Genomic DNA, 25,403 nt, shown 5'->3' with positions numbered 1-25,403 from the left:
CCGCTCACCCCTCAACGGCGCTCCTCGCGAAACGCGACCGCCCGCTCCACGATGGCGACAAGCTGCTCATGGTGCGCCCCTTTCCAGTACGCCCGCCCGCACTCGGTGCACTGCGCGAACACGTCGTACGACCGCTGCGTCCCACCCTCCAGCTGCTCGGCGACCTCCTCCTTCGTGGCCTCCTTGAGCAGCCCGTTGCAGGCGGTGCACCGGGTCCAGGGACGCAGCTCGGGCCGGAACCGGTCGAGAACGTCACGGAGTTGGTCCTCGGGACGGGTGCTGTACACATAGCCGCCGGCCCACAGCTCACGGCGGCGCAGCAGCCCCCGGTCACGGCTCAGCATGACCCGCTTCTCGGCGGCCGAGCGGGCGGCGAGCGCCGGGTCGCCGATGTCCGTCGACTCGTAGGCCGTGTCCACGCCGAGCAGCCGCATCCGGCGGGCGAGGGTGCCCAGATGGACGTCGAGCAGGAACCGCAGGGGAGCACCGGGCACCCGCTGGGGGCGGGCGACGGGCCGCACCGACACGGACGCGCCCGCGGTCGGGACGTAGGACACCGGCATCTCGCGGCCGTCCACGACCAGGGCGCCGACCTCGGTCAGCGGGACGCCGAGGGACTCCACCACATGGCCGAGGGTCGAGACCCCGTCGGTGGTGACCCGGGCGGCACCGTCCTGGCGGCGGCCGTTGGGCAGGAACACCCGCAGCTCGGGGGCGAACTCGACATCGATCTCGGGACCGTTCACCCGGCCAGGATGACACGGTCCGCGGCGCGTGCCTCAGCCCTTTTTCGCGGGGAGGCCGTGCTCGATGACCTCCAGGGCCCGGTCCACCAGCTCGCGCAGGTCGTCCCGGCAGTCGTTCTCCGCCCAGGCGATGTTGACCTCCATCAGCCCGCCGACCAGGGACATCGCACAGACCCGCACTTCGAGGGAGTCGGGGTCCAGACCCGAGCGCTCCGCGATGGCGCCCCGCAGCAGCCGTCCGGTCGCCGACATGCTCTCGATCATCCGGGCGCGGACGGCGGGGATCTGGACCGCCAGGTGCGCCCGGATCCGGACCGCCTCGGGGTCCTCGGCCAGCAGCGCGTCCATGGACCGGTGCATCACGTACCGCACCGAGTCCATCCAGGACTCCGAGGCGGGCCGAGCACGCAACTCCTCCCGCATCAGAGGGTCGTACTCGTCCGTGAGGACGATGTCCTCCTTCGTCGGGAAGTAGCGGAAGACCGTGGACGGCGACACCTCGGCGCGCTCGGCGATCTGCTCGATCGTCGTGGTGTCGTAGCCCTGCTCCTTGATCAGCGCGTACGTCGCGTCGCGGATCGCCGTCCGGGTCTTGATCTTCTTCCGCTCACGAAGCCCCAGCTGGGGACGGTCGGTCGGGGGAGAGGACTGTGCGGGGGTCATGGGTGTCATTGTCGGGCATCGGCCGCCTCGGCAGCCCTGTCCGCCGCCTCGGCCTGCTCCGCCTCCGGTGTGCTCGGCAGGAAAGCCGCCGCCGGCAGGGCGGAGGCGAGACAGTGTCCATGAAATGAGAGTAGCTTTCAAAAGCGAAAGACTGTCAATCGGTTTCGGCAAGCAAAAAGGCCACGGCGGGGAGCCGTGGCCTTTCGAGGGGCGGGTTGCGGACTACGCGTGCTGGTACGCCACCAGCGAGATTCCCACGTAGTGCACGACGAACGCCGCCAGCGTGAACGAGTGGAACACCTCGTGGAAGCCGAACCAGCGCGGTGAGGGGTTCGGGCGCTTGATGCCGTAGATCACGCCGCCCGCGCTGTAGAGCAAGCCGCCGACGATCACCAGGACCAGCACCGCGATACCGCCGGAGCGCATGAAGTCCGGCAGGAAGAAGACGGCCGCCCAGCCCATCGCGATGTAGCAGGGGGTGTAGAGCCAGCGCGGGGCGCCCACCCAGAAGACCCGGAAGACGATGCCGGCCAGCGCGGCCGCCCAGATGCCCCACAGCAGCCACTGGCCCTTGGCCCCGGGCAGCAGCAGCATCGTCAGCGGGGTGTACGTGCCCGCGATGATCAGGAAGATGTTGGCGTGATCGAGCCGGCGCAGGATGCCGTCCATGCGCGGACTCCAGTTGCCCCGGTGGTACAGCGCGCTGACGCCGAACAGCAGGCAGGCTGTGAGGACATAGATCCCGCAGGCGACTCTGCCCCGGGGTGAGTCCGCGAGGGCCGTGAGTACCAGGCCGGCGACGAGCACGGCCGGGAACATGCCGAGGTGCAGCCAGCCCCGGAGCTTGGGCTTGATCTCCTCCGAGAGCTGCTGTGCGTGGTGCGCGATCTGGTGCGGCAGCGAGGGCGCGGCGGATCCGCGGCCGGCGGCCGGCGTGTCCGTTGGCGCGTCGGGGACGGGCGCATTCATGCGGGGCATCGTACCTACGGAACCGTAAGTTACGCGTCAGAGCGGCCAGATGGGCGTCCGTAAGTGGCCATCGTCTCACGGGGTACCCGCAATGGGCGCACCCGGGGTGAAGCGGCGGTGACGCGGCGAAAACATGTGGATGAGTGGCGATGCTCACGCCGCTCACCTGTGACGCCCTCTGGACATATGCGCGGACGCGTCGGATGATCAAATGAGTGCGGTCGGCACCGGATGAGCGCGGAAGATCGGAAAAGCCGGTCGGATCCGCGAAGCATCCGGGTCGCGGCCCCCACGGGGCATACAAGGGCATATTCAGGACAAAATCCCTCATTTAGGAGCAACCGTGGCGCGCGACATCGCGGCTCCCCCCGTCGTCCCCACCAACCACCGCGAACTGGTCTCGTGGGTGAACGAGATCGCTGAACTGACGCAGCCGGACAGCGTGGTCTGGTGTGACGGATCCGAGGCCGAGTACGAGCGTCTGAGCGAGGAACTGGTCGCGAAGGGCACGTTCCGCAAGCTCGACCCGATCAAGCGCCCGAACTCCTACTACGCCGCCTCCGACCCGACCGACGTCGCGCGCGTCGAGGACCGGACCTTCATCTGCTCCGAGAAGGAGGAGGACGCGGGCCCGACCAACCACTGGAAGGACCCCGCCGAGATGCGGGAGATCTTCGCCGGTGAGAAGGGCGTCTTCCGCGGCTCGATGCGCGGCCGGACGATGTACGTCGTCCCGTTCTGCATGGGCCCGCTCGGCTCCAAGCTGTCCGCGATCGGCGTGGAGATCACCGACTCCGCGTACGTCGCCGTCTCCATGCGCACCATGACCCGCATGGGTCAGCCCGTCCTCGACGAACTCGGCGACGACGGCTTCTTCGTGAAGGCCGTGCACACGCTCGGCGCGCCGCTGGAGGCGGGCGAGCAGGACGTGCCCTGGCCGTGCAACAGCACCAAGTACATCTCCCACTTCCCCGAGAGCCGCGAGATCTGGTCCTACGGCTCCGGCTACGGCGGCAACGCCCTGCTCGGCAAGAAGTGCTACGCCCTGCGCATCGCCTCCGTCATGGCCCGCGACGAGGGCTGGCTGGCCGAGCACATGCTGGTCCTCAAGCTCACCCCGCCGCAGGGCGAGGCCAAGTACGTCGTCGCCGCCTTCCCGAGCGCCTGCGGCAAGACCAACCTCGCCATGCTGGAGCCCACGATCTCCGGCTGGACGGTCGAGACGATCGGCGACGACATCGCCTGGATGCGCTTCGGCGAGGACGGCCGGCTGTACGCCATCAACCCCGAGGCCGGCTTCTTCGGCGTCGCGCCCGGCACCGGTGAGCACACCAACGCCAACGCGATGAAGACCCTGTGGGGCAACTCCGTCTTCACCAACGTCGCCCTCACCGACGACAACGACATCTGGTGGGAGGGCATGACGGAGGAGACTCCGGCCCACCTGACGGACTGGAAGGGCAACGACTGGACGCCGGAGTCCGGGACGCCCGCCGCCCACCCCAACGCCCGCTTCACCGTCCCCGCCTCGCAGTGCCCGATCATCGCGCACGAGTGGGAGGACCCCAAGGGCGTGCCGATCTCGGCGATCCTGTTCGGCGGCCGCCGCGCCACCGCCGTACCGCTGGTGACGGAGTCCTTCGACTGGAACCACGGCGTCTTCCTCGGCGCCAACGTGGCCAGCGAGAAGACCGCCGCCGCCGAGGGCAAGGTCGGCGAGCTGCGCCGCGACCCGTTCGCGATGCTGCCCTTCTGCGGCTACAACATGGGCGACTACATGGCCCACTGGGTCGACGTGGCCAAGGACAAGGACCAGGCCAAGCTGCCGAAGATCTACTACGTCAACTGGTTCCGCAAGAACGACGAGGGCAAGTTCGTCTGGCCCGGCTTCGGCGAGAACAGCCGCGTGCTGAAGTGGATCGTCGAGCGCCTGGAGGGCAAGGCCGAGGGTGTCGAGACCCCGATCGGCATCCTCCCGGCCAAGGGCGCGCTGGACACGAACGGCCTCGAACTGGCCGACTCCGACCTCGACTTCCTGCTCACCGTCGACAAGGAGGTGTGGCGCGAGGAGGCGGCGCTCGTCCCCGACCACCTCAACACCTTCGGCGACCACACGCCGAAGGAGCTGTGGGACGAGTACGAAGCGCTGGTGCAGCGCCTGGGCTGAGCTCAGCCCCCCAAGACGCCGCGGCCGGCTCCGATCATGCCCTGACCAGCAACATCGTCACGGCCGGCCGCGGTGACAGCACCCCAGGACCGGCGAGGTTCCGTACAACGGCGTACGGGGCTGTGGGCCTGTCGCCGCATGATCCCGTCCGCCCCGACGGGAGGAGCGCGGCGGCGGGCCCTCGCCTGTTTTTCGTTCCGCTGTACGGTCGCGCCGCCTTGATCGCATGATCTTCACGGCTGTTCCATGGTCTCCACAGGAGCGTCACCGAGTCCGGTGACCGCTCAATTCAGCCTGTGGGGGGCACAGTTGAATACAGCACACCGTCCCAGACGTCTCGCGGCCACGCTGCTCGCCGCCGCACTCGCCGGGGCCGGCCTGACAGTCGCCGCCGCGCCCGCGGCCCACGCGGCGGCCTCCGAGTCCGTGGCCAAGCTGCCGATCGCCTCGTACTCCGCGCTCGCCGTCGACAACGTCCACCAGCTCGTCTTCGTGGCGGACAGCAATGTCGGCTACTACCAGAACTCCGGCACCATCGCCGTCCACAACTTCGCGGGCGAGCGCCTCACGACGCTCACCACCAGCCAGGCCCATGTCTCCGGCCTGGCCGTCAGCGCCGACGGCAGCAAGCTCTACGTCGGCCTGCGCGACCGTATCGAGGCCATCGACACCACCACCTACGCCCGCACCGTCGTCACCTACGCCAACGTGGACTACTGCGGCCGCGAGGTCGCCCAGTCCGGCGGGCAGGTCTACTTCACGACGCCGCTCGCGTCCTCCCTCTCGCAGTGCGCCACCGCCGAGACCAACCTGGACGCCGTCCTCAACGGCGTGCACACACGCACCGGCTGGAACGACTACGGCGATCTCCTGCTGGAGGCCGGAGCCGGGGACAGGATGCTCATGGGGCAGCCGCGCAACGCGCAGGCGGCCAACCCCTTCCTCACCGTCTACGACACCAGCGGCCCGAGCCCCGTGCGCGAGGCCGCACGCCGCTTCGCCGACGCCGAGGGCAAGGGCGCCCTGGACGTCAAGGACCTGGCCCTGTCCGCCGACGGCGGCAAGGTCGCCGTGGCCGACGCGACCGCCGGGACCCGGCTGCTGAACACCTCCGACCTGTCCGACGCGGCCGCCGGCTACCGGGCGCTGCCCGACGGGGCGACGTCGAGCGCGGTCGCCTTCAGCGGCGACGGCAAGTACATCGCGCGCGGCGCCTCGGCCACCGGCTCCACGCCCGACCTGCTGGTGCAGCCCGCCGACCCGGCCGACTCGACGGCCCCGCTGGAGTTCGTCTTCGAGGGCAGCCTCGACGGCGACAGGGTCGTGCCGCGCGGCATGGAGTGGGCGGCCGACGGCTCCCGGCTGTTCGCGGTCACCACCAACGCGGCCGGCAGCCAGTACTGGCTGCACATCATCCAGCCCCCGGCCGTCCAGTACGACGCCCGCTTCACCGGCGGCCTCACCCACAGCCCCGCCCAGGCCGCCGCCGGCGAGGCGCTCGCCGTGCGCGGCAAGCTGGAGCAGGACGGTCCGGCGCCCGCCGAGCCCCTGAAGGTCAGGGCGACCCGCACCGACGCGAACGGCACCCACGACCTGGGCACCTTCACGGTCAAGGCCGACGGCACCTTCTCGGTCCTGGACGAGCCCGACCTCGTCGGCGACGCCACGTACAAGGTCTCCTACCTCGGCGACCTGACCCACCGCCCCGCCGAGGACATCACCACCACGGTGTCCGTCGGCAAGGCGCCCACCTCGATCGCGCTCACCGCGCCCGAGGAGGGATCCCTGAGCGCGGGCGTGGAGATCGCGGGCACGTTCACCGCGCAGGGCAAGGCGCTGCCGGACCGGGCGGTCCTCAAGGTCACCCGGACCGACCGGCTCGGCACCGGCACGCTGTCGTCGGTGACGGTCGGCGCCGACGGCACCTTCACGATCAACGACCTGCCGCGCACCCGCGGCGACGCGGACTACACCGTCAGCTGGCCCGGCGACGACCTGCACCAGCCGTCGACGGCAGCGGCGACGGTCTACGTCAGGCGCTGATCACCACCCGTCCCGCCCCGGTCCTCCAGATACCGGGTGTGGGACTCCTGGCGGCGGGCCTGCACCTCGCGCAGCCCCGCCGCCAGCCTCTCCGCGTCCTTCCTCAGCAGTCCGAGCTGCCGCTCCAGATGCAGTTCCGGGGAGTCGGTGCCGGGCGACATCCGGGTCCACCACCGCGTCCGCGCGAAGCTGTCGACGGCCTCGGGCAGATCGCGCCGCACGATCCGGGAGAGCACGTGCACGCCCTCCGGATCGTGCGCGAGCAGCTCGGCGACCCACCCCTTGTCGAGCAGCGCGGTCAGCAGCTCGGTGAGCTCACGCAGCCTCGCGGCGGCCGTGACGGACAGCTCCACGTCCGTCAGATAGCCGCGCAGCTTCTCGAAGTCGCCCCGCAGCTCGTCCAGCTGGGCCGAGGGGTCGGGGAAGTCGGGCGGCGCGGGCCGCTCCGGCGGGGCGATCAGCGCGCCCGCGCCGTACAGCCCCACCACCACGGCCGGCCAGTACGGTCCCGCCACCCCCGTGAAGGTCAGCACCAGGCCGACCAGCCCGCACGCGCTCCCGGCGATGTTCTTGCGGGACTCCAGGTACGCCACTGCCCTACTGGTAGCCACGGATCTCCTCGAAGGCGCCGTCCAGCGAACCCTGCTGGGCGTCGAAGAGCCGGCCGCCGGTCAGCTCGGCGATGTACTCCAGCTCCTTCTTGCTGGAGTCGCCGAAGAGGATGGGGAAGACGGGCGTCGCGCGCCGCTCGCGGTCCAGGCCGACGTACCAGGCGTGGAAGTCGGCGGAGTCGGCGCCCGCGGTGTTCTCGCCGTCCGTCATCAGCACGATCGACGTGAACGTGTCCCGTCCGGAGCCCAGATGCTCGTACGCCGCCTCCAGCGAGGTGTAGATCGCGGTGTCGCCCTCGGCGGTCAGCGCGTCGGTGTCCTTGCGGATCCCGGCGAGACCGGACTTCGGGTCGGACGGCTCCACCACATGGGTGCGCACGCTCTTCACCCCCGATCCGAACGGCATCAGTGTGACCTCCTCGCGCTCACGGAAGTCACCGGTGAGGTCGGTGAGCGCCTTCTTCAGCTGATCCAGACGGTCGCCCTCCATCGAGCCGGAGGTGTCGAGGACGTAGACCGTCCTGGAGGGGCGGCGCAGCTCGTTCTCGTACGAGTCCAGCAGGCCGTCGGCGACGGAACGGCTGCCCGGGAAGGGCAGTTCGCGGCGCCGGCCGGTGTCGAGGCCGGGCGCGGGCTCGACCGAGGCGACGACCGGGCGGCGATGGGTGCGCTCGGTGATCAGCCGCTGGATGTCGTCCGTGCGCAGCGCCTCGGTGAGCCGGCGGACGTCCTCGCGGGTCGCGGAGTTCGTGGACGCGAGGGAGGAGAGCGGGTAGTCGGCGGTGACGACGCCGTCCTTGGGGCGGATCACGGTCAGGCCCGGGATGCCCTTGAGGACGGACTCGTAGTTGAGCAGCGCGTCGACGTTCCCGCGCCGCTTGTACGCCGTCGCCAGCCAGCCCGACGAACCCGACGTCAGTCTCTGCCCCTTGAAGAACTCCTTCAGCCGGGGCGTGGCCTTCGCGACGTCGGCGTCGGTGAGCGCGGACTGGGCGCCGGACAGGGCGGAGGCGACGGAGACCAGGGTGGCGAAGCCGGAGTTGGAGCGGGCCGGGTCGGTCATGCCGTAGGTGAGCCTGCCGTCCTGGACGGCCTGCTCGATCTGCGACCAGGTGACGTCCTCGGGCTTCCCGCCCAGCTTCCCGAGCTGCGTCGACCTGATGCCGACGGCGACCGGGCTCGACATGACCGGCGTCTCCGAGACGACCTTCCTCGCCGCCTCGGGCCGCAGCCGCAGATAGTCGTTGGAGGACAGCCACAGCGCGTCGTACCGCCCGTCGGCCTTGCCCTGCGCCAGCGTCTCCACGGCGTCGAGGGTGCCCATGTAGGTGGGCCGGACCTCGATGCCGGTGTCGTCGGCGATCCGGTCCAGGACCGGCGTCATGTCGCTGAGCTCGCTGGAGGCGAGGATCCGCAGGGATCCGGGTCTGGGGGCGTCGTCGGGCTCGTCGGCCGCCTTCTGCGAGGTGCAGGCGGTCAGCAGCGCCAGCGCGGCGAGCGCCGGCGCGAGGATGCGTGCTCTCATCCGAGACCACCCTCCAGCGCACCCTGCGAGCGGCTGCGCTCCAGATAGCCGCTCGCCTGCTGCAGTTCGACGGTGAGGTTCTCCACCGTCGCCGCCATCGCCTCGGTCGCCTGCACCTTGTAGGAGTCGATGGCGTCGAGGGTGCGGTAGATCTGCTGGAAGGCGCTGCGCAGGGTCTCCGCGCCGACCGCCGGATCGGCGGCGATGCGCTGGATCTCCCCGCTCTGCGTGGCGAGCATCTCCGCGTTGCCGCGGATGAGGTCCTCGGTGGTCCCGCGCAGGGCGTTGACCTGCTCGATGACCTTCTTCTGGTTGTCGAGCGCGGAGGCCAGCATGACGGAGATGCGCAGCGCCGAGACGGTCGTCGTGGCCGCCCGGTCGACGCCCTTGATCAGCTCCTCGTTGTTGCGCCGTACGACGTCCATGGCGAGGTAGCCCTGCGCGCACACCGCGAGCTGGGTGAGCAGGTCCTGGTGCTTCTGCCGGACCGGGAAGAGGATGTCGGCCCGCAGACCGTCGGCCTGCTGCGGGTCGGCGACCTGTGTGATGTGCTGTTCGACCGCGGTGTCCAGGGCTTCCGTCAGCACGACGTACTCCTGGAGCTTGCCCATGGTCTCCCACAGCCGCACCCGCTCGGTCTGCAGCGCGGCGTTGTCCCGCCGCAGCTCGTCCTGTCCGCCCCGCAGCGACCCCACGATCTTGTTCAGGGTGCCCTGCGCGGAGGCGTACTTGGCGACGTGGTCACGCAGCTTGTTGCCACCGGGCAGCCGCGAGAGGAACTTGCGTCCCTTGGAGGCGGGCAGGTCGCGCGGGTCCAGGTCCTCCAGCACCCGGCGCAGCTCGACCAGCGAGCCCGCGACCTGCGACTGGGCGTCCCCGCCCTTGTCGGGCAGGCTCCGGATCGTCCGCTCCAGCATGCGGTTGGACTGCGCGGCGGCCGTCCGCATCTCGCCGGCGCCGAGCGCGGTGATCTCACCGACCTTGCCGGCGAACTCCGGCGAGCGGGCGTCGAGTCCGGCGAGCGCGTCCACGTAGGCGGAGGCCTTGCCGGCCATCTCGCTGCGGACGCCGTCGCCGACCGGCACGAGTCCGCCGGCCTTCTCGCGCGGCACCGCGGCCACGGGCTCCGGCGGGGTGAGGACGAAGGTGTCGTCGTTGGTGCTCATGTGCTGTTGCCCCCCTTATCCGCGCGCCCGGAGCGCCAGCTCGTGCAGCACCTTGGAGGTGGGCACGGCGGCCTGGTGGACGCCGGTCAGTTCCTGCTTGAGGTAAGTGGTGTCCGAGGCGAACCCGGTGGCCTCGCCCTGCGGACGGAACCCGTGCCGGACCTCCAGCTTGCGCAACACCGGGTCCGAGGACAGGAGTTCGGCGACGGCCTTGCCGTTCTCGGTCAGCGGTACGACGGTGTGGTCGCTGTTGACCGTGGTGTCCGGGTAGAGCACGACCAGGTCGTCGGGCTGCTGTCCCTCGGCCAGCAGGGAGGCGACCTGGGACTCGTAGACCACGACGAGCGGGTTGCCGGCGCCGCTGACGAAGTCCCGGAACACGGCGTCGCTTCCGGACTGCTGGGCGCCCTGCACGCTGACCAGCTTGTGCAGCAGCGGAGCGGTGCGGTCGACCTCGGCACCGGTGGCGACCACCTTGCCGCCGTTCTCCACGTAGGAGGCGGCGGCCAGATACAGGGCGCCGGAGTTGGAGGTCTCGGGATCGGTGCTGGACAGGTAGAGCGTGCCCGTCAACTCCCCGTACTTCCTGGCGCCCTTGAGCTGCTGCCAGGTCCGGTCGGCGCGGGCCGCGTCGAGATAGGCCGGCATCTTCAGGGTCCCGCGGTGCGCCTCGTCCAGTGTGGCCAGCCCGTTGTCCGCGAGCACCTCGGCGGCGTTCTTGTGCGCCACTACGACGAGGGGCGAGTAGAAGGGGCGGGGAAGGGTCCCCGTCACCTTGTACTTCGCGGCGAGTTCACGGGCGGGCGCCTGGCTCGAGGGGAGCGCGAGGTCGTACCCCTTGAGGTCCAGCCCTTCCATGGCCCAGGACCCGGAGGTCTCGGCCTTCACGGTGTAGCCCTTGGCGGCGAGGGCCTTCACCACGTCGGGATCGGCGAAGAACTCCGCCTTCTCCGATCCGATCACCGCCTGCACGGTCTTCGTTGCCGTGCCGTTGTCCCCATTGCTGCGGCCTGCGACGACGGCGACCACCACGCCACCGATCAGCAGCACCGCGAGGATGATTCCAGCGATACGTCTCACGCGGTGGAGCGTGCTCGCGGAATCCAACGTTCCCCGTCAAAGGGGATGAACGGCAGGTGTCATACCGGTCCCGTTACAACACGGGTGAACTCCATGGGGGCGCGGGGAACTGCGCGACAAGCCACGACCAAGGGGGATCCGCGCCGACGACGCGAACCCTTATGGCGAAGGCGGTGGGCGGCCCAAGCCGACGCAGTGCTGTGGCACCCGGTCCGCGCGTCGCTGCGGGTGCACGCGGACCGGGGCCGTTCAAGGGGTTCAGCCGACGCCGGTCAGCTCCTGCGGCTCGGCCTGCGCGGCGGCGTGCGCGTCCATCCGCTCGGCGGCCAGAATCGCGGCCGCGGTGTCGGCACGGGACGCGGCGACCACCAGCGCCCGCCCGGCGAGGGCATGGGCACGCCGGTGCAGCGCCGCGAGCTTCGGCTGTCCGCCGGAAGCCACCGAACGGGCCGGCTTACGGCCCTGCCGCAGCCGGGCCACCTGGTCCGCGAGCCGGTCGCCCGCGACGTCCAGGTCCTCCGAGGGCGCCGACGCGCGCAGCTCGTCCGTGACGGCGAGCAGTGCGGCGAGATGGCCGGCGAGCTGGATGTCCAGCTCCTCCTCGCGCGAGCGGTGCGGGAAGTCGGTGGGGCTGCCGGCCATCGTGCTGTGGACCGACTTGGTTCGGATCGGTTCGTACATGGGGATGGCCTCCTGTGCGCTGACAGGAAACCATCCTAGCTTAGATTCTGTCTAAAGTTGAGCGGTTCACAAAAGCGGACCACGTGTACACGCAGGGTCACGGCCCCGTCGGTGGGCGCAGGGTCACGTCTGGCCGTAACCGTCGAGGAACCGTCCGATCCGCCCCATCGCGTCCCGCAGGTCCGTGACCGTCGGCAGGGTCACCACCCGGAAGTGATCCGGCTCCGGCCAGTTGAAGCCCGACCCCTGGACGACCATGATCTTCTCGCGCCGCAGCAGGTCGAGGACCATCTGCCGGTCGTCCTTGATCTTGAAGACCTTGGGGTCGAGCCGCGGGAAGAGGTACAGCGCCCCCTTCGGCCGTACGCACGTCACGCCGGGGATCTGCGTCAGCAGCTCGTAGGCGACGTCCATCTGCTCCTTCAGGCGTCCGCCGGGCAGCACCAGGTCGTTGATGGTCTGCCGTCCGCTGAGCGCGGCCACGACCCCGTGCTGGCCGGGCATGTTCGCGCACAGCCGCATGTTCGCGAGGATCGTGAGGCCCTCGATGTAGGAGTCGGCGTGGGCGCGCGGGCCCGAGATCGACATCCAGCCCACCCGGTACCCGGCCACGCGGTACGCCTTCGACATGCCGTTGAAGGTGAGCGTGAGCAGATCGGGGGCGACGGCCGCGGTCGGGGTGTGCGTGGCGCCGTCGTAGAGGATCTTGTCGTAGATCTCGTCGGAGCAGACCAGGAGGTTGTGCCGGCGGGCGATGTCCGTCAGCCCCCGGAGCATGGCCTCGTCGTACACCGCGCCCGTCGGGTTGTTGGGGTTGATGATGACGAGGGCCTTGGTGCGGTCGGTGACCTTGCGCTCGATGTCCGCGAGGTCGGGCATCCAGTCGGACTGCTCGTCGCAGCGGTAGTGCACGGCGGTGCCGCCGGACAGGGACACGGCCGCGGTCCACAGCGGATAGTCGGGGGCCGGGACCAGCACCTCGTCCCCGTCGTCGAGCAGGCCCTGCATGGCCATGACGATCAGCTCGGAGACGCCGTTGCCGATGAAGACGTGCTCGACATCGGTCTCCACGCCCAGGGTCTGGTTGTGCATGACGACGGCCCGGCGGGCCGCGAGCAGTCCCTTCGCGTCGCCGTAGCCATGCGCCGACGACACATTGCGGAGGATGTCCTCCAGGATCTCGGGCGGGCACTCGAAGCCGAACGCGGCCGGGTTGCCGGTGTTCAGCTTGAGGATCCGATGCCCTGCCGACTCGAGCCGCATCGCCTCCTCGAGCACCGGGCCCCGGATCTCGTAACAGACGTTGGCGAGCTTCGTCGACTGGATCACCTGCATGTCATGGAGCTTACGGCTCGGTAACGCCCTTTGCGCCGTGTTTCCCGCCACGTGAGACGTGGCGATTTGGGCCGTTATCGTCGGTAGCTGTCTCTCCCGGCCCTCCCGTCTCTACAATGCGCTGCCATGTCCAGGCCACCTGAGCACGAAGACGGGATATACGGAGCGAACGGCATGAATCCCCCCGCCGCCACTCCTGGCGTCCCCGGCGTGCCCCCGGAGGGTGAGGGGCCGCAGACGCCCCCGAACGTGTACCACCCGCACGCCGAGCCGGCCCCGGTGTACGACGCGTACGCCGACCCCGCGGCCGCCCATGGGTGGGAGAACGCCTACGACGAGACGACCGAGCTGCCTCCGGTCGTCGATGGGGCGGACGGTGCCCATGAGCACCGTGGCGCCGGAGGCGTCCGCGGCGCCTCTGCTGCCGACGGTGGCTACGACTATGTCTACGAGGACGGCCACGACTACGGCGACGACTACGACGAGGGACGCGGCGGCCTCCGCAGCCATCGGGGCCGGCACCAGCCCGGCGTGTGGCGTTCGCGGCGCGCCGCCTTGACGGCCGGCCTGGTGGGGGCGGTGTCGTTGGGCGCGCTGGTGGCCGGCTTCTCCCTGTCCGGGTCCTCCTCGCCGGGTGGCGCGAAGACCAAGGACGACGGGACGTCGATGACGACCGGCGATTCGCCGGTGCCGGGAGTGCCCTCCGAAGGTTCCTCGGCCGGTGCCCTCCGGTCGGGGTCCGAAGACACCGCTCCGTCGCGAACCACGTCGCCGAGCGCCTCCGTGAGCCCGTCCGCGTCGGACGACGCCGACTCCGGCGACAAGCCCTCGGCCGACCCGACGGCCACCGGCGCGGCTTCTTCCGCACCCACCACCTCGACCGGGCCGGGCAACTCGGACGACAAACCGGGACGGGGGCAGGGGAACACGAAGAAGCCGGGCTGAAGACGGGGCGGATGGGGGTAGGGCTCAGGGCTCAGGGCATGAAGCGCATGGTGACTGCCCGGACGAGGTCTCCGGGCAGCGCCGGGAGAGGCAACGACCATCTCCCGAGTCGGAGTTCGCCGCGCCAGATACCCACGGGGAGCTCCGTGACGGGTACGCGGACAACGAAGCTGGTGCCTTCGGGATCTTGGGAAGCTTGGAAGACGGCAATACCCCCTTGTCCGTCCGCCAGCGTCACTGCGAGGCCGCCCTGCGGGTATCCGGCGATCGTGCACCGGCCGGTGAGCTCCAATTCCGTGGGGGCGTCAGGAGCCCACCGGATCGTGTCGGCGAGGCTGATCTGCGTCAGTACCGGGTGCTTGCGTTCTCCGATGTCGAGCGTGAAGTCGCCGTGCGGATGCGTTTTCATTGCTGAGCACCTTCGCATGGAGGAGCTGAAGCAGCAGGGGGTGCAGTTGGGCAACGACATCACTTCGCCGGGTAAAAGAAGCTTCAGGAAAGAGGATTTCAGCAGTTGGAACTCGGGTGAGGGCGGCGCACGTGATCGACTTCTGGCGCATCATCGGCTCGAATCCTGCCCAGGACGCAGACGAGGTGAGGTCAGCTCTGGGTGGCGTCGCTGAGCGGATTGACGGGCTGGATCCAGAGGACTTGATCCGGTGTGCCGAAGGGCTGTACGAGGCCCTCTATGCTTTGGATCGGCGGGAGTTGGGGGAAATTCCGGTGGCTTTTCCCGGCGGTCTGGAATTTACCCAAACAAGCGATCACTTCCTGTACGCGCGTTGCGCATGCGTCTTGAAAAAGGTTGGCAGGGGAATGGGTGCGGTTGACGGTCCTCCCGTCGAGTCGAAGTCCAATGTGCAGGGCTGGGCGTAACAGCTCCGCAGCAATGACGGGGACATAGCCGGACGTCGGCGGCCTCCACGAGCTGATTCGTGGAGGCCGCGTGCGTTTCTGAAGGTGCTTCAACCGGTGCCACCTGTGCGTGCGGTCCGGGGTCGTGTGGTGCCCAGTGCCCGGGAGGCTGCGGGCCGGCTCGACAAACTGGACACCTGTCGGCGGGTCGTGCCTGCGCATCGACTCCGCGGAGGATGCACGCGGGTCGGCCTCCCAGGGCGCGTGAGTGCCGAGTTCGCCGCATGTGGTGATCCCGGCACCCTCTCGTGAACGTCCGGCGCCGTCGGGCCGCTGCTCCCGGCGCACCGTGATAGGGAAACCCCTACGGCCCGAACCCGCCGGTAACCAACTCCTTGTCCGCACCCCCCTCTTGCGTGAGAATGCGCATGACAAAAGTGCGGGTGACCGGAGATTCTTCGGTCACCCTCCTCGTATGAGGGGACCCCCACATGAGAAAACCTCTCGGCGCCGCCCTCCTCGCCCTGGCGATAGCCGGGGCCGGCGCCGCACCCGCGGCCGCGGCTGACGCGGACACGGCCCAGTCCTTCGGCAAGGGTGTCGACACGAACTCGGTCACCTCCGTGGTCCAGGACACCGTCAACTCCGCCACGGAGAGCCTCGGTCAGGTCCTGAACCCCAAGGTCAAGGCCGTCAACTTCGCGGGTACCGTCTCGCTCAGCAACTGCTCCGGCTCGGTCGTCCGGTTCCCCGCCTCGGAGGACAACGACCCCGCGCTGGTGATGTCCAACGGCCACTGTCTGGAGACCGGCATGCCGGGCCCCGGTCAGGTCGTCGTCGACCGGGCCTCCAGCCGGACGTTCGGTCTGCTCAACGCCTCCGGCAACAAGGTCGCCACGCTGCGGGCCAGCAAGATCGCCTACGGCACGATGACCGACACGGACGTGTCGATCTATCAGCTCACCACCACGTACGGGCAGATCAAGAGCTCGTACGGGATCAACGCGCTGACCGTGGCCGACACCCACCCGACCGCCGGCACGGCCATCACGGTCGCCTCCGGCTACTGGAAGCGGCTGTACAGCTGCAACATCGACGGGTTCGCCTACCGCCTCAAGGAAGGCGACTGGACCTTCAAGGACTCGGTCCGCTACACCTCCGCCTGCAACACCATCGGCGGCACCTCCGGCTCCCCCGTCATCGACCAGGCCACCAACAAGGTCGTCGCCGTCAACAACACCGGCAACGAGGACGGCCAGCGCTGCACGGTCAACAACCCGTGCGAGGTCGACGAGAGCGGCAACGTCACCGTCCGCCAGGGCATCAACTACGCCCAGCAGACCTACCAGATCCCCGCCTGCTTCGGCGTCGACAACAAGCTCGACCTGAGCGCGAGCGGGTGCGTGCTGCCCAAGCCGTAACGCCTCGCGGCGGGCGGTCCGCACGTCACCGAGTCGTCCTGCGGACCGCCCGCCCCGCCAGCACATCCGTCCTACGGCCGTCCTCGATCACGAAACGGCCGTCGACGAGGACGTACGGGATGCCCGCCGGCAGCCGCCGCGGTTCCTCGAACGTCGAACCCGCCGCCACCGTCCGCGGGTCGAACAGCACCAGGTCCGCCCGGTATCCCTCGCGGACCAGCCCCCGGTCCGGCAGCCGCAGCCGCGCCGCCGGGCGCGAGGTCAGATGGGCCACGCACTCCTCCAGCGACAGCACCCCCAACTCCCGCACGTAGTGGCCGAGGTAGTGCGGGAACGTGCCGTACGCCCGCGGATGGGGCTTGGTGCCCTGGAGGATGCCGTCCGAGCCGCCCGTGTGGACGCGGTGCCGCATGATCGCGCGCACGTTCTCCTCGTGGCCGACGTGCTGCAGGATCGTCGAGCCCAGCCGGTCCTGGAGCAGCAGCCGGCGGGCGGTCACCCAGGGGGTCTCGCCCCGGGCGTCCGCCGACTGCCGGACCGTGCGGCCCACATGGTCCACGAGGTCCGGGTCGCTCACGCCCGAGATCTCGATCGTGTCCCACTCGATGGGCACGCCGTGGCAGCCGTCCGCGCCGATGACCTCCATGTGGTGGCGGATCCGCTCGGCGGTGTCGTCGTCCGACAGCCGGGCCAGGACTGCCTCCGGACCGCCCTCGCTCGCCCAGCTCGGCAGCATCGCGACGAGCGTCGTGCAGCCGGGCGTGTAGGGGTAGGTGTCCAGGCTGATGTCGGCGCCCTCCGCGAGCGCCTTGTCCAGCAGGGCCAGCAGCTCCGGCGCCCGGCCCTTGTTCACGCCGAAGTTCATGGTCGCGTGCGCCAGGTGCAGGGAGCAGCCCGCCTCCCGGGTCAGGTCCACCATCTCCTCGTACGCCTGGAGGGCACCGGCACCGTAGGAGCGGTGGTGCGGGCAGTAGTAGCCGCCGTAGGAGGCCACCACCCGGCACAGCTCGGTCAGTTCGGCGTCCTTGGCGTACATGCCCGGTGTGTACGTCAGCCCCGACGACAGGCCCACCGCGCCCTGTTCCAGGCCCTCCGCCACCAACTGCCGCATCCGGTCGAGTTCGGCCGGGGTGGCCTCCCGGTCCTCCCAGCCGACGGCGAGCGCGCGGACCGTGCCCTGCGGGATCAGATACGCGGCGTTGACCGCGATGCCCCGGTCGAGACGGTCCAGGTATTCGCCCACCGACCGCCAGTCGAAGTCGATGTCGTCGCCGGAGCCGTTCCAACCGGTGATCGCGCGGCGCACCTCGGCGAGGGTGCGGTCGTCGACCGGCGCGTACGACAGGCCGTCCTGGCCGATGACCTCCAGGGTGACGCCCTGCGCGGCCTTCGCGCTGTGGTCGGGGTCGCGCAGCAGCGCCAGATCGCTGTGCGCGTGCATGTCGATGAAGCCGGGGGCGAGGACCAGGCCCTCCGCGTCCAGCTCCCGGCGCGCCTTCGGGCGCTGGCAGCCGGCCGCGGCCGCCTCCTGCACGATCGACACGATCCTGCCGCCGTCGACGACGACATCGGCGCGGTAGGACGCGCCGCCGCCGCCGTCCACGACCTCCGCGTCCCGGATGACGAGTTCCTGCACGACCGCCCCCTCCTAGAAGAACGTGCGGATGTAGTCGACGACCGTCCCGTCCGCCTCGGCGACCGGGATCAGCTGCCACTTGTCGAACGACGTGCACGGGTGCGACAGCCCCATCCCGAGCCAGTCGCCGACCTGAAGGTCCGCCTCCCCGGTCGTCGCCAGCCACGCGTGCTGGTCGGACAGGGCGGTCACGGAGATGCCGGTGGCCGGGCGCTCGGCGCCGTCGCGGCGGACCACCTGCGCGAACGGCAGGTCGAGGTCGTAGGCGGCGTCCCGCTTGCCCGCGTTGACGAAGGCCTGCTCGGCGGAGGGGCGGGAGACGACCTGGGCCCACAGCCGGAAGGCCGGCTCCAGGGCGCCCTCCTCGGGGACCCGGTTGAAGGGGGTCAGCTTGCGGTAGTGGCCGTCGTCGTGCGAGACGTACGCGCCGGAGCGCAGCAGCTTCAGGACGGGCACGGAGAGTTCGGGGATCTCGGCGAACACCTCCGCCACCGCGTCGAACCAGGCGCTGCCGCCCGCGCTGACGACGATCTCCTCCAGGCCCGCGAACCGGCCCGCCTTGTCGAACTCGACGGCCAGCGCCACCAGGCGGCGCAGCCAGGCGAGCACCCGCTCGGGGTTCGCCTGCGGGACCTCGCCCTCGTACCCCGCGACACCGGCCAGCCGCAGCGTCGGCACGCCCGCCACCGCGTCCGCGACGGCCGCGCACTCCGCCTCCGTACGGACCCCGGTCCGGGCGCCGTCACCGGCCGCCAGCTCGACCACGACGTCCACCGGCCGGGTCGCCCCGGCGTCGCGCAGCGCCGCGTCCATCAGCTCGACCCCGCGCACGGAGTCGACGTAACAGACAAGACGGAAGGCCGGGTCGGCGGTGAGCTCGGCGGCGATCCAGCGCAGGGACGCGGCGTCCACCAGTTCGTTCGCCAGGAAGATCCGCTCGGTGCCGAAGGCTCGCGCCACCCGCACCTGGTGCGGCACGGCGAGGGTGATGCCCCACGCGCCGTGCTCGATCTGCCGCTGGAAGAGCTGCGGCGCCATGGAGGTCTTGCCGTGCGGGGCGAAGGCGAGGCCGTGCCGGGTGGCGTACGTCTCCATGAGGTCGAGGTTGTGCTCCAGGCGCTCGGCGGAGAGCGCGAGCACGGGCGTGGCGAAGCCGTCGGTGAAGAGATTGCGGCGCTGGGCCGCGAGCTCGCTGACGGTCAGTCCGTCGGCGTCCGGGGGGAGGCCCTTGAAGCGGTGGTCGACGCGTTCCTCGGCCAGACGGGCGAGCGCCTCGTTGCTCATGGAACCTCCCTGATCTGTGGTGTTGCACTAGCTGCAACGCCCATTGCGTATATCGCTTACCGCTGTCTAACATCTCGGCCAACCGCGGGTCAACGGAGCCGCCGATCCACCCGCACAAGGCCTGGAGCTACGACGATCGTGACCCTCACCGGACCCCGCAATGCCCCCGACGGCGTGGATGTCGTCGCGCTCGGCGAGTCCATGGTCACGTTCCTGCCCTCGCGTCCCGGACGCCTCGCCGACGTGCCGTCGTTCGAGCGCGGGATCGGGGGAGCGGAGTCCAACGTGGCGTGCGGGCTCGCCGCCGCCGGGCACTCCGTGCGCTGGGTGAGCAGGGTCGGGGCCGACGGGTTCGGGGACCATCTGGTGGAGGCGATCGGGGGATACGGCGTCGATGTCTCGGCGGTGGGCCGGGATCCCTCGCGGCCCACGGGGGTGTACTTCCGTACGGCCGGCGACAGGGCCACCGACGCGCACGAGGTGGCGTACTACCGGGCGGGTTCGGCGGCTTCGGCGATGTCCGTGGAGAACGTGGACCTGAGGGCGGCGCGTTCGGGGCGGGTGCTGCATCTGTCGGGGATCACGGCGGCGTTGTCGGAGGACTGTCTCGGCCTGATGCGAGAGCTGACCGCTCCGCGTTCCGGGCGCCCTCTCGTGTCCTTCGACGTGAATCACCGATCGGGGCTGTGGCGTGACGCCGACGGTCCGCGGGTGCTGCTGGAACTGGCGCGTGGTGCCGATGTCGTGTTCGTCGGGGAGGACGAGGCGGAGGAGGCCTGGGGGATCGCGGGAGGACCGGACGCGGTGCGTGATGCGCTGCCCGAGCCGCAGGTGCTGGTGGTGAAGCAGGGAGGAGTGGGGGCTACCGCATTCGTGTCGTCCGCGGGTGGTGGCGGGCTGGTCGCGCAGTTCCCCGCGCCCCTTGGATCGGCCGCCAACCGTGCAGCCACATTCGAACCCGCTCTCGCTGTTGACGTGGTAGCGAGCACCGGGGCCGGCGACGCCTTCGCCGCCGGGTTCCTCTCCGCCACCCTGCGCGGCCTCCCCCCGCGCGAGCGGCTGCGTCACGGCCACCTCTGGGCCGCCGCCACCCTCACCGCCCCCGGAGACCTCGCCACGCCCCCCGTCCGCGACACCGCCGACCGCCTGGCGGCCCTGGACGACGCCGGGTGGGAGAAACTTCGACTCGGCCCCGGCTGGACGCAAGCCATCGAGCGGGCCGACGAGGAGGTACGTACGCCATGAGCCAGACCGTCGACCGGGCACTCAGCATCCTGCCGCTGCTCGCCGAGGGCCCCGCGGACCTGGGCCAGGTCGCCGACCGCCTCGGCGTCCACAAGTCCACCGCGCTGCGGCTGCTGCGCACCCTGCACGAGCACGGCATGGTCTACCGCCAGTCCGACCAGCGCTACCGCCTCGGCGCCCGCCTCATCGCCCTCGCCCAGGAGGCGATGGAGAACCTCGACATCCGCGAGATCGCCCACCCCCATCTCGTCCGGCTGAACGAGCGGTGCGGGCACACCGTCCACCTCGCCGTGTACGAGGAGGACGAGGTGCTCTACATCGACAAGGTCGAGAGCCGCTACCCGGTGCGGATGTACTCACGGATCGGCAAGCCCGTCGCCATCACCGTCGCCGCCGTGGCGAAGCTGCTGCTCGCCGACCTGCCCGAGCACGAGCGCCGGCCCCTCGCCGACAAGCTCGACTACCCCATGTACACGGCCCGTTCGACACCGAACCCGGAGGCCTTCCTCCGGGAACTGGCCAAGGTGCGCGAACAGGGCTGGGCCACCGACCTCGGTGGCCACGAGGAGTCCATCAACTGCGTCGCCGCGCCGATCCGCGGCGCCGACGGCCGAGTCGTCGCCGCGATGTCGGTCTCCGCCCCGAACGTCGTCGTCACCGCCGACGAACTCCTCACCCTGCTCCCGCTGGTGCGCCGTACGGCGGACGACATCAGCGGCGAGTACTCCGGCAGAAACTCAGCGAAGGGCACGGCATGACCGAGAAGACCGCACTCACCCCGAAGACCCACACCACGCCCCCGGCGAAGTTCTCGCACGGCGTGAAGAAGGGGAACATCCTCCAGGTCGCGGGCCAGGTCGGCTTCCTCCCCGCGGTCGAGGGGCAGCCCCCGACGCCGGCCGGTCCCACCCTGCGCGAGCAGACCCTCCAGACCCTCGCCAACGTCAAGGCGATCCTGCAGGAGGGCGGCGCCTCCTGGGACGACGTGATGATGATCCGCGTCTATCTGACGGACGTCGCCCACTTCGCCGAGATGAACGACATCTACAACACCTACTTCGAGGAGCAGGGGCTCACCCAGCCGCCCGCCGCCCGCACGACCGTCTACGTCGGTCTGCCCGCGGGTCTGCTCATCGAGATCGACGCGCTGGCCGTACTGGGCTGACGCCTCCTCACCCCCCCGCACGCCGTGAACGGCATGGCGGCCCGCACCCCTGGGCGCCGTGCCGCGATCCCCCCTGCCCGAAAGCTTCATGTACTTAACCAGAGGACCCCCAAATGCCCCACCCGCTCGCCGCGGCCGCCACCCCCGAGACCCCACCCCACACCGGCGGCCTGCTCCTGCTGATCGACGGTACGGCCGGTCTCCTCACCGTCGCCGCCCTCGGTATCGCCCTGCTGCTCTTCCTGATCATCAAGACGCGCCTCCAGCCGTTCGTGGCGCTCCTCGCGGTCTCCATAGTCGTCGGCCTGATGGCCGGTCTCTCCGTCACCGAACTCTTCGGCACGGTCCAGCGCTCGGACGCCGTGTCCACCATCGAATCCGGCATGGGCGGCATCCTCGGCCATGTCGCGATCATCATCGGCCTGGGCACCATGCTCGGCGCGATCCTCGAAGTCAGCGGCGGCGCCGAGGTGTTGGCGTCCCGGCTGCTGAACCTCTTCGGCGAGAAGCGCGCCCCGCTCGCGATGGGCCTCACCGGCCTCATCTTCGGCATCCCGGTCTTCTTCGACGTCGGCATCTTCGTCCTCGCGCCGCTCGTCTACGCCGCCGCCAAGCGCTCCGGCAAGTCCGTCCTGCTCTACTGCCTCCCGCTGCTGGCGGGCCTGTCGATGACCCACGCCTTCCTGCCCCCGCACCCCGGTCCGGTCGCGGCGGCCGGTCTGCTCCACGTCGAGCTGGGCTGGGTCATCCTCATGGGCATCGTCTGCGGCATCCCGGCGGTACTGGCCGCCTGGGCGTACTCGGCCTGGGTCGGCAAGCGCATCTTCGTCGCCGTGCCGCAGGACATGGTCGAGGCGGCCGCCGAGGCGAAGCTCGCCGTCGTCAACGAGCAGCGGGACGCCGGGGTCGAGACCCAGGAGAAGCCGGTCCCGCTCGGCACGGTCCTCGGCATCATCGGTACGCCGCTGGTGCTGATCCTGGCGGCCACGTTCTCCTCGATCGCCCTGGACCCCTCCACCCCGCGCTCGGTGATCGAGTTCTTCGGCCACCCGTTCGTGGCCCTGACGATCGCCCTGCTGCTCGCCTACTATCTGCTGGGCATCCGCCGCGGCTGGTCCCGCAAGTCCCTTGAGATGGTCTCGACTTCGTCGTTGAAGCCCGTCGGCAACATCCTCCTGGTGGTCGGCGCGGGCGGCGTATTCGGCGCCGTCCTCAAGGCCAGCGGTGTCGCCCAGGCCCTGTCCGACACCTTCAACGACGTGGGCCTGCCGGTGCTCGTCCTGTCGTACCTGATCTCGCTGGTCCTGCGGGTGGCCCAGGGTTCCGCGACGGTCGCCATCGTCACGACGGCCGGCATCGTCGCCCCCCTCCTCACCGAGGGCGACCACTCCCAGGCGTTCGTCGCGCTGGTCATCATGGCCATCTCGGCCGGCTCGATCTTCGCCTCGCACGTCAACGACGGCGGCTTCTGGATCGTCGCCAAGTACTTCGGCATCAGCGAGCGTGACACGTTGAAGACGTGGACGGTGCTGGAAAGTGTCCTGTCGGTGGCCGGGTTCGTGGTGGCGGCGGTGCTGAGCCTGTTCGTATAACGATGCGGGGGCTGGTTGCGCGGGACACAGGGTTGTCGACCATACTGCTCGGCTGTGGAGCAGCGCATAGGTTCAGGCAGCCAGCCCCTGGAGGGTGCCGGGTTCGACCCGGCCTTCATCCCCGGTCTCACCTCGCCCGCGTCCGTCGCGCCCAAGGGTGCGAAGAAGGAGAACGCGGCCGGGGAGGCCGATGCGGAGGAGACGGCCCTCGACGACTCCGGTGAGCCCGGGACGGAGGCCGCGGACGCCGTCGATGACGACGCGGAGGACGCCGTCGACGGGGCCGACGAAGCGGATGAGGAGGACGCCGCCGACGGTGAGGACGAGGCTCCCGTCGACGGACCCGCCTTCGAGGCCGCCGACCGCCGGGCCCGGATCGTCGCCGACCACAGAGGCGTTCGGCTCACCCTCGACGACCAGGAGTGCGAGTTCCGCTGGGACGAGATCGGCGCGGTCGAGACCGAGACACCGCGCTTCGGCAGGCGCTACACCGTCACGGTGCACACCCCTGACCGCCGCTGGTACCCGATCGAGATCGAGGCGACGGCCAGGAGCCGCTTCACGGAGTGGGACGAGCAGCTCGACGCGGTCCTCGACGCCTACTTCGAAGAGGGTGCCGAAGCCGCCGAGGAGTCCGACGCCGAGTAGCTACGAGCAGTACTGGGCCTCCTTGCCGATGGACCGGTACATGCAGTCGGCGTTCTCCAGCAACTGCAGGACGGCGTCGCGGTTGCGGGACGTCTCCCGCTCGATCACCTCGTCGGGCGGGTAGAACCCGCCGCCCCCGGACCTCGGGTACATCTCGAAGGTGTACGAGAAGATCTTCTGGTTGCCCCACAGCCAGTCGTCGATCGACCCGTCGGTGATGTACAGATCGCTGGCCTGCTCCGGCGTGTAGCCGTTGCTCGCGGCCATCTTCTGCCCGACCGCGGCGAACGCGTTGCGGTCGTCGGCCGTCATCCCGGTCGTGGTGTCCGAGTAGGTGTACCCGAACGGCCACAGCACCAGCTCGCTGTAGGTGTGGAAGTCGATGCCGGCCGTGATCTGCTGCTTGCCGCCGACGACCCTGCCGCGCACGAAGTTCGCGACCACCTTCACCTCGGGCGCCGACTCGGCGGACGTGCCGCGGTAGGTCTCCGAGGACGTCGAACCGGACGAGCCGCCGCAGCAGCCCCACCGGTAGGCCCAGTTGCGGTTGAGGTCGGTCCCGACGTACGACGAGCCGGAGTTGGGCTGCCGGTTCTTGCGCCAGGAGCGGTAGGAGCCGGTGGCGATGTCGTACTCGCCGCCGTCCGGGTTGAGGTCGGGCACGATCCAGATCTCCCGGTTGTTCACCAGGCCGGTGACCCGGGAGTCGCTTCCGTAGTCGGAGGTCAGCTCGCGCAGCAGATACAGCGCCATCTCGACGGTGAGGTGCTCGCGGGCGTGCTGGTGATGGGTGAACAGCACCTCCGGCTCGGCCTCGTCGGTGCCGACGTTGTCGCTGATCTTGAGAGCCACGATGTTGCGGCCCTGGTACGACGTACCGATGACACGCTGGCTCGCGATGGAGGGGTTGGCCGAGACGATCGAGTTGATCTCGGCCGTCATCTCCGCGTAGTTGTGATAGCGCGAGTCGCCGGACGGGAAGTCGTAGAGCCGGACGTCGTCCTCGCCGGCGGACCGGTCGGGGACCGCGCCGAGCGGGGTGACGTCGTAGCCGAGCGACCTCAGCTTCCTGATCTGGTCGGCCCGGCCGGAGACGACGACACCGTGGTCGTCGGTGGCGTCCACGGTCACGCCGGCACGCTGAAGTGCCGTGCGGGACGCGGCACTTGCGTGCAGCCGGACCTCGTACTGGCGGATGTCGTCGGCCGAGGCGGCCGGCTTGGTGGCGCTGTCGGCGTTCGCGGACACGTTCGCCGAGAGCGGCGCCGCGAGGGCGACGGCCAGCAGGCCGGCGAGGGCAGCTGTTCGTCTGCCGCTGCGGGCACCTGAGCCGCGTATGCGAAGTCGCATGAATTCTCCTTGTGGGAGTGGGGGGTGGGGTTCAGTGCGACGTACGGACGTAGTGCGGATGTGGCGCTCATGGTGCGGCGGTGGCATGGACAGGTCAAGGGCGGAAGGGCCTTCGATGGCGTGAACCATCCGAAAATCGGCCGCGCAGTGTACGCGCGCGGCCTCCGGTCCGAGTGACCCCCGGCCAAGTCCACCCGGGGGTGTGATCCGGGCGTGCGGGACGGTGGCGGGTGGGGGGAGTGTGGTGATCCGTGCAAGGGGGGAACGGCGGGAGCG

At 70.1% G+C, this 25,403-nt stretch carries 23 protein-coding genes; 10 read left to right on the top strand and 13 right to left on the bottom strand.

Annotation, left to right across the window (positions count from 1 at the left end; all coding sequences use genetic code 11):
- Positions 1-11: 11 nt before the first annotated feature.
- From ACGFW6_RS42415 to ACGFW6_RS42405, 3 genes are all read right to left on the bottom strand, one after another.
- The gene (locus tag ACGFW6_RS42415) at positions 12-746 is read right to left on the bottom strand and encodes a Mut7-C RNAse domain-containing protein (protein ID WP_393522308.1); all 735 of its coding nucleotides are present in this window, start codon (positions 744-746) and stop codon (positions 12-14) included.
- A 33-nt stretch (positions 747-779) separates the two neighbouring features.
- A complete protein-coding gene (locus ACGFW6_RS42410) occupies positions 780-1,409 on the bottom strand; it encodes a TetR/AcrR family transcriptional regulator (protein ID WP_393522306.1) in 630 nt (209 codons plus the stop codon).
- 222 nt (positions 1,410-1,631) lie between these two features.
- Positions 1,632-2,378 carry a hemolysin III family protein gene (locus ACGFW6_RS42405; protein WP_393522303.1) on the bottom strand — a complete coding sequence of 249 codons (747 nt, stop codon included), beginning with the start codon at positions 2,376-2,378 and terminating at the stop codon, positions 1,632-1,634.
- 343 nt (positions 2,379-2,721) lie between these two features.
- Here ACGFW6_RS42405 and ACGFW6_RS42400 point away from each other — a divergent pair, with 343 nt between their 5' ends.
- Together ACGFW6_RS42400 and ACGFW6_RS42395 are read left to right on the top strand one after the other, a co-directional pair.
- Positions 2,722-4,545 (top strand): phosphoenolpyruvate carboxykinase (GTP), encoded by a 1,824-nt coding sequence (locus tag ACGFW6_RS42400; RefSeq protein ID WP_393522300.1) that lies wholly within the window; start codon positions 2,722-2,724, stop codon positions 4,543-4,545.
- Between the two features lie 309 nt (positions 4,546-4,854).
- Positions 4,855-6,588 carry an Ig-like domain repeat protein gene (locus ACGFW6_RS42395; protein WP_393522298.1) on the top strand — a complete coding sequence of 578 codons (1,734 nt, stop codon included), beginning with the start codon at positions 4,855-4,857 and terminating at the stop codon, positions 6,586-6,588.
- On the opposite strand, the gene ACGFW6_RS42390 is transcribed toward ACGFW6_RS42395, so the two are convergent.
- The 6 genes from ACGFW6_RS42390 to ACGFW6_RS42365 form a co-directional block, all read right to left on the bottom strand.
- Positions 6,573-7,199: a hypothetical protein gene (locus ACGFW6_RS42390; protein WP_393522295.1), complete on the bottom strand. Its 627-nt coding sequence runs from the start codon at positions 7,197-7,199 to the stop codon at positions 6,573-6,575. The genes ACGFW6_RS42395 and ACGFW6_RS42390 overlap by 16 nt on opposite strands.
- Positions 7,186-8,724, bottom strand: a complete 1,539-nt coding sequence (locus tag ACGFW6_RS42385; RefSeq protein ID WP_393522292.1) for a substrate-binding domain-containing protein — start codon at positions 8,722-8,724, stop codon at positions 7,186-7,188. The genes ACGFW6_RS42390 and ACGFW6_RS42385 overlap by 14 nt, the downstream gene beginning before the upstream one ends.
- Entirely contained in the window at positions 8,721-9,890 is a 1,170-nt protein-coding gene (locus ACGFW6_RS42380; RefSeq protein ID WP_393522290.1) for a toxic anion resistance protein, read from the bottom strand. Before ACGFW6_RS42380 ends, ACGFW6_RS42385 begins: the two co-directional genes overlap by 4 nt.
- Positions 9,891-9,905: 15 nt before the next feature.
- Entirely contained in the window at positions 9,906-10,970 is a 1,065-nt protein-coding gene (locus ACGFW6_RS42375; protein ID WP_393522288.1) for a hypothetical protein, read from the bottom strand.
- Positions 10,971-11,228: 258 nt separating this feature from the next.
- Positions 11,229-11,651: a hypothetical protein gene (locus ACGFW6_RS42370; RefSeq protein WP_393522286.1), complete on the bottom strand. Its 423-nt coding sequence runs from the start codon at positions 11,649-11,651 to the stop codon at positions 11,229-11,231.
- Between the two features lie 123 nt (positions 11,652-11,774).
- On the bottom strand, positions 11,775-12,986 hold the full coding sequence (locus ACGFW6_RS42365; protein ID WP_393522283.1) for a pyridoxal phosphate-dependent aminotransferase: 1,212 nt from the start codon (positions 12,984-12,986) through the stop codon (positions 11,775-11,777).
- A 174-nt stretch (positions 12,987-13,160) separates the two neighbouring features.
- Here ACGFW6_RS42365 and ACGFW6_RS42360 point away from each other — a divergent pair, with 174 nt between their 5' ends.
- Positions 13,161-13,931, top strand: coding sequence for a hypothetical protein (locus ACGFW6_RS42360; protein WP_393522280.1), 771 nt, complete (start codon positions 13,161-13,163; stop codon positions 13,929-13,931).
- Between the two features lie 31 nt (positions 13,932-13,962).
- On the opposite strand, the gene ACGFW6_RS42355 is transcribed toward ACGFW6_RS42360, so the two are convergent.
- Entirely contained in the window at positions 13,963-14,340 is a 378-nt protein-coding gene (locus ACGFW6_RS42355; protein ID WP_393522277.1) for a hypothetical protein, read from the bottom strand.
- A 131-nt stretch (positions 14,341-14,471) separates the two neighbouring features.
- On the opposite strand from ACGFW6_RS42355, the gene ACGFW6_RS42350 reads away from it, so the two are divergent.
- Together ACGFW6_RS42350 and ACGFW6_RS42345 are read left to right on the top strand one after the other, a co-directional pair.
- Positions 14,472-14,807, top strand: a complete 336-nt coding sequence (locus ACGFW6_RS42350; protein WP_393522274.1) for a DUF4240 domain-containing protein — start codon at positions 14,472-14,474, stop codon at positions 14,805-14,807.
- A 470-nt stretch (positions 14,808-15,277) separates the two neighbouring features.
- Positions 15,278-16,207 carry a trypsin-like peptidase domain-containing protein gene (locus ACGFW6_RS42345; RefSeq protein WP_393522272.1) on the top strand — a complete coding sequence of 310 codons (930 nt, stop codon included), beginning with the start codon at positions 15,278-15,280 and terminating at the stop codon, positions 16,205-16,207.
- Positions 16,208-16,232: 25 nt separating this feature from the next.
- On the opposite strand, the gene ACGFW6_RS42340 is transcribed toward ACGFW6_RS42345, so the two are convergent.
- Positions 16,233-17,843 carry an amidohydrolase family protein gene (locus ACGFW6_RS42340; protein WP_393522270.1) on the bottom strand — a complete coding sequence of 537 codons (1,611 nt, stop codon included), beginning with the start codon at positions 17,841-17,843 and terminating at the stop codon, positions 16,233-16,235.
- Between the two features lie 12 nt (positions 17,844-17,855).
- Positions 17,856-19,127 (bottom strand): amino acid deaminase, encoded by a 1,272-nt coding sequence (locus ACGFW6_RS42335; protein WP_393522267.1) that lies wholly within the window; start codon positions 19,125-19,127, stop codon positions 17,856-17,858.
- Between the two features lie 138 nt (positions 19,128-19,265).
- Here ACGFW6_RS42335 and ACGFW6_RS42330 point away from each other — a divergent pair, with 138 nt between their 5' ends.
- The 5 genes from ACGFW6_RS42330 to ACGFW6_RS42310 all read left to right on the top strand — a co-directional run bounded on the left by ACGFW6_RS42330 (position 19,266) and on the right by ACGFW6_RS42310 (position 23,777).
- On the top strand, positions 19,266-20,372 hold the full coding sequence (locus tag ACGFW6_RS42330; protein WP_393522265.1) for a sugar kinase: 1,107 nt from the start codon (positions 19,266-19,268) through the stop codon (positions 20,370-20,372).
- Positions 20,369-21,130: an IclR family transcriptional regulator gene (locus ACGFW6_RS42325; RefSeq protein ID WP_393522262.1), complete on the top strand. Its 762-nt coding sequence runs from the start codon at positions 20,369-20,371 to the stop codon at positions 21,128-21,130. The genes ACGFW6_RS42330 and ACGFW6_RS42325 overlap by 4 nt, the downstream gene beginning before the upstream one ends.
- Positions 21,127-21,537, top strand: coding sequence for a RidA family protein (locus ACGFW6_RS42320; protein ID WP_030952013.1), 411 nt, complete (start codon positions 21,127-21,129; stop codon positions 21,535-21,537). Before ACGFW6_RS42325 ends, ACGFW6_RS42320 begins: the two co-directional genes overlap by 4 nt.
- 113 nt (positions 21,538-21,650) lie before the next feature.
- A complete protein-coding gene (locus ACGFW6_RS42315) occupies positions 21,651-23,129 on the top strand; it encodes a GntP family permease (RefSeq protein ID WP_393522258.1) in 1,479 nt (492 codons plus the stop codon).
- Positions 23,130-23,183: 54 nt separating this feature from the next.
- Positions 23,184-23,777: a hypothetical protein gene (locus ACGFW6_RS42310; protein WP_393522256.1), complete on the top strand. Its 594-nt coding sequence runs from the start codon at positions 23,184-23,186 to the stop codon at positions 23,775-23,777.
- On the opposite strand, the gene ACGFW6_RS42305 is transcribed toward ACGFW6_RS42310, so the two are convergent.
- Complete coding sequence (locus ACGFW6_RS42305; protein WP_393522253.1) at positions 23,778-25,127, bottom strand: M14 family metallopeptidase; 1,350 nt, start codon at positions 25,125-25,127, stop codon at positions 23,778-23,780. It abuts the gene before it with no gap.
- Positions 25,128-25,403: the final 276 nt, after the last annotated feature.

Origin of the sequence: Streptomyces sp. Y7, assembly GCF_043195415.1 — a bacterium.
Taxonomy (GTDB): domain Bacteria; phylum Actinomycetota; class Actinomycetes; order Streptomycetales; family Streptomycetaceae; genus Streptomyces.
This window is presented reverse-complemented; position numbering and strand designations above follow the sequence as displayed.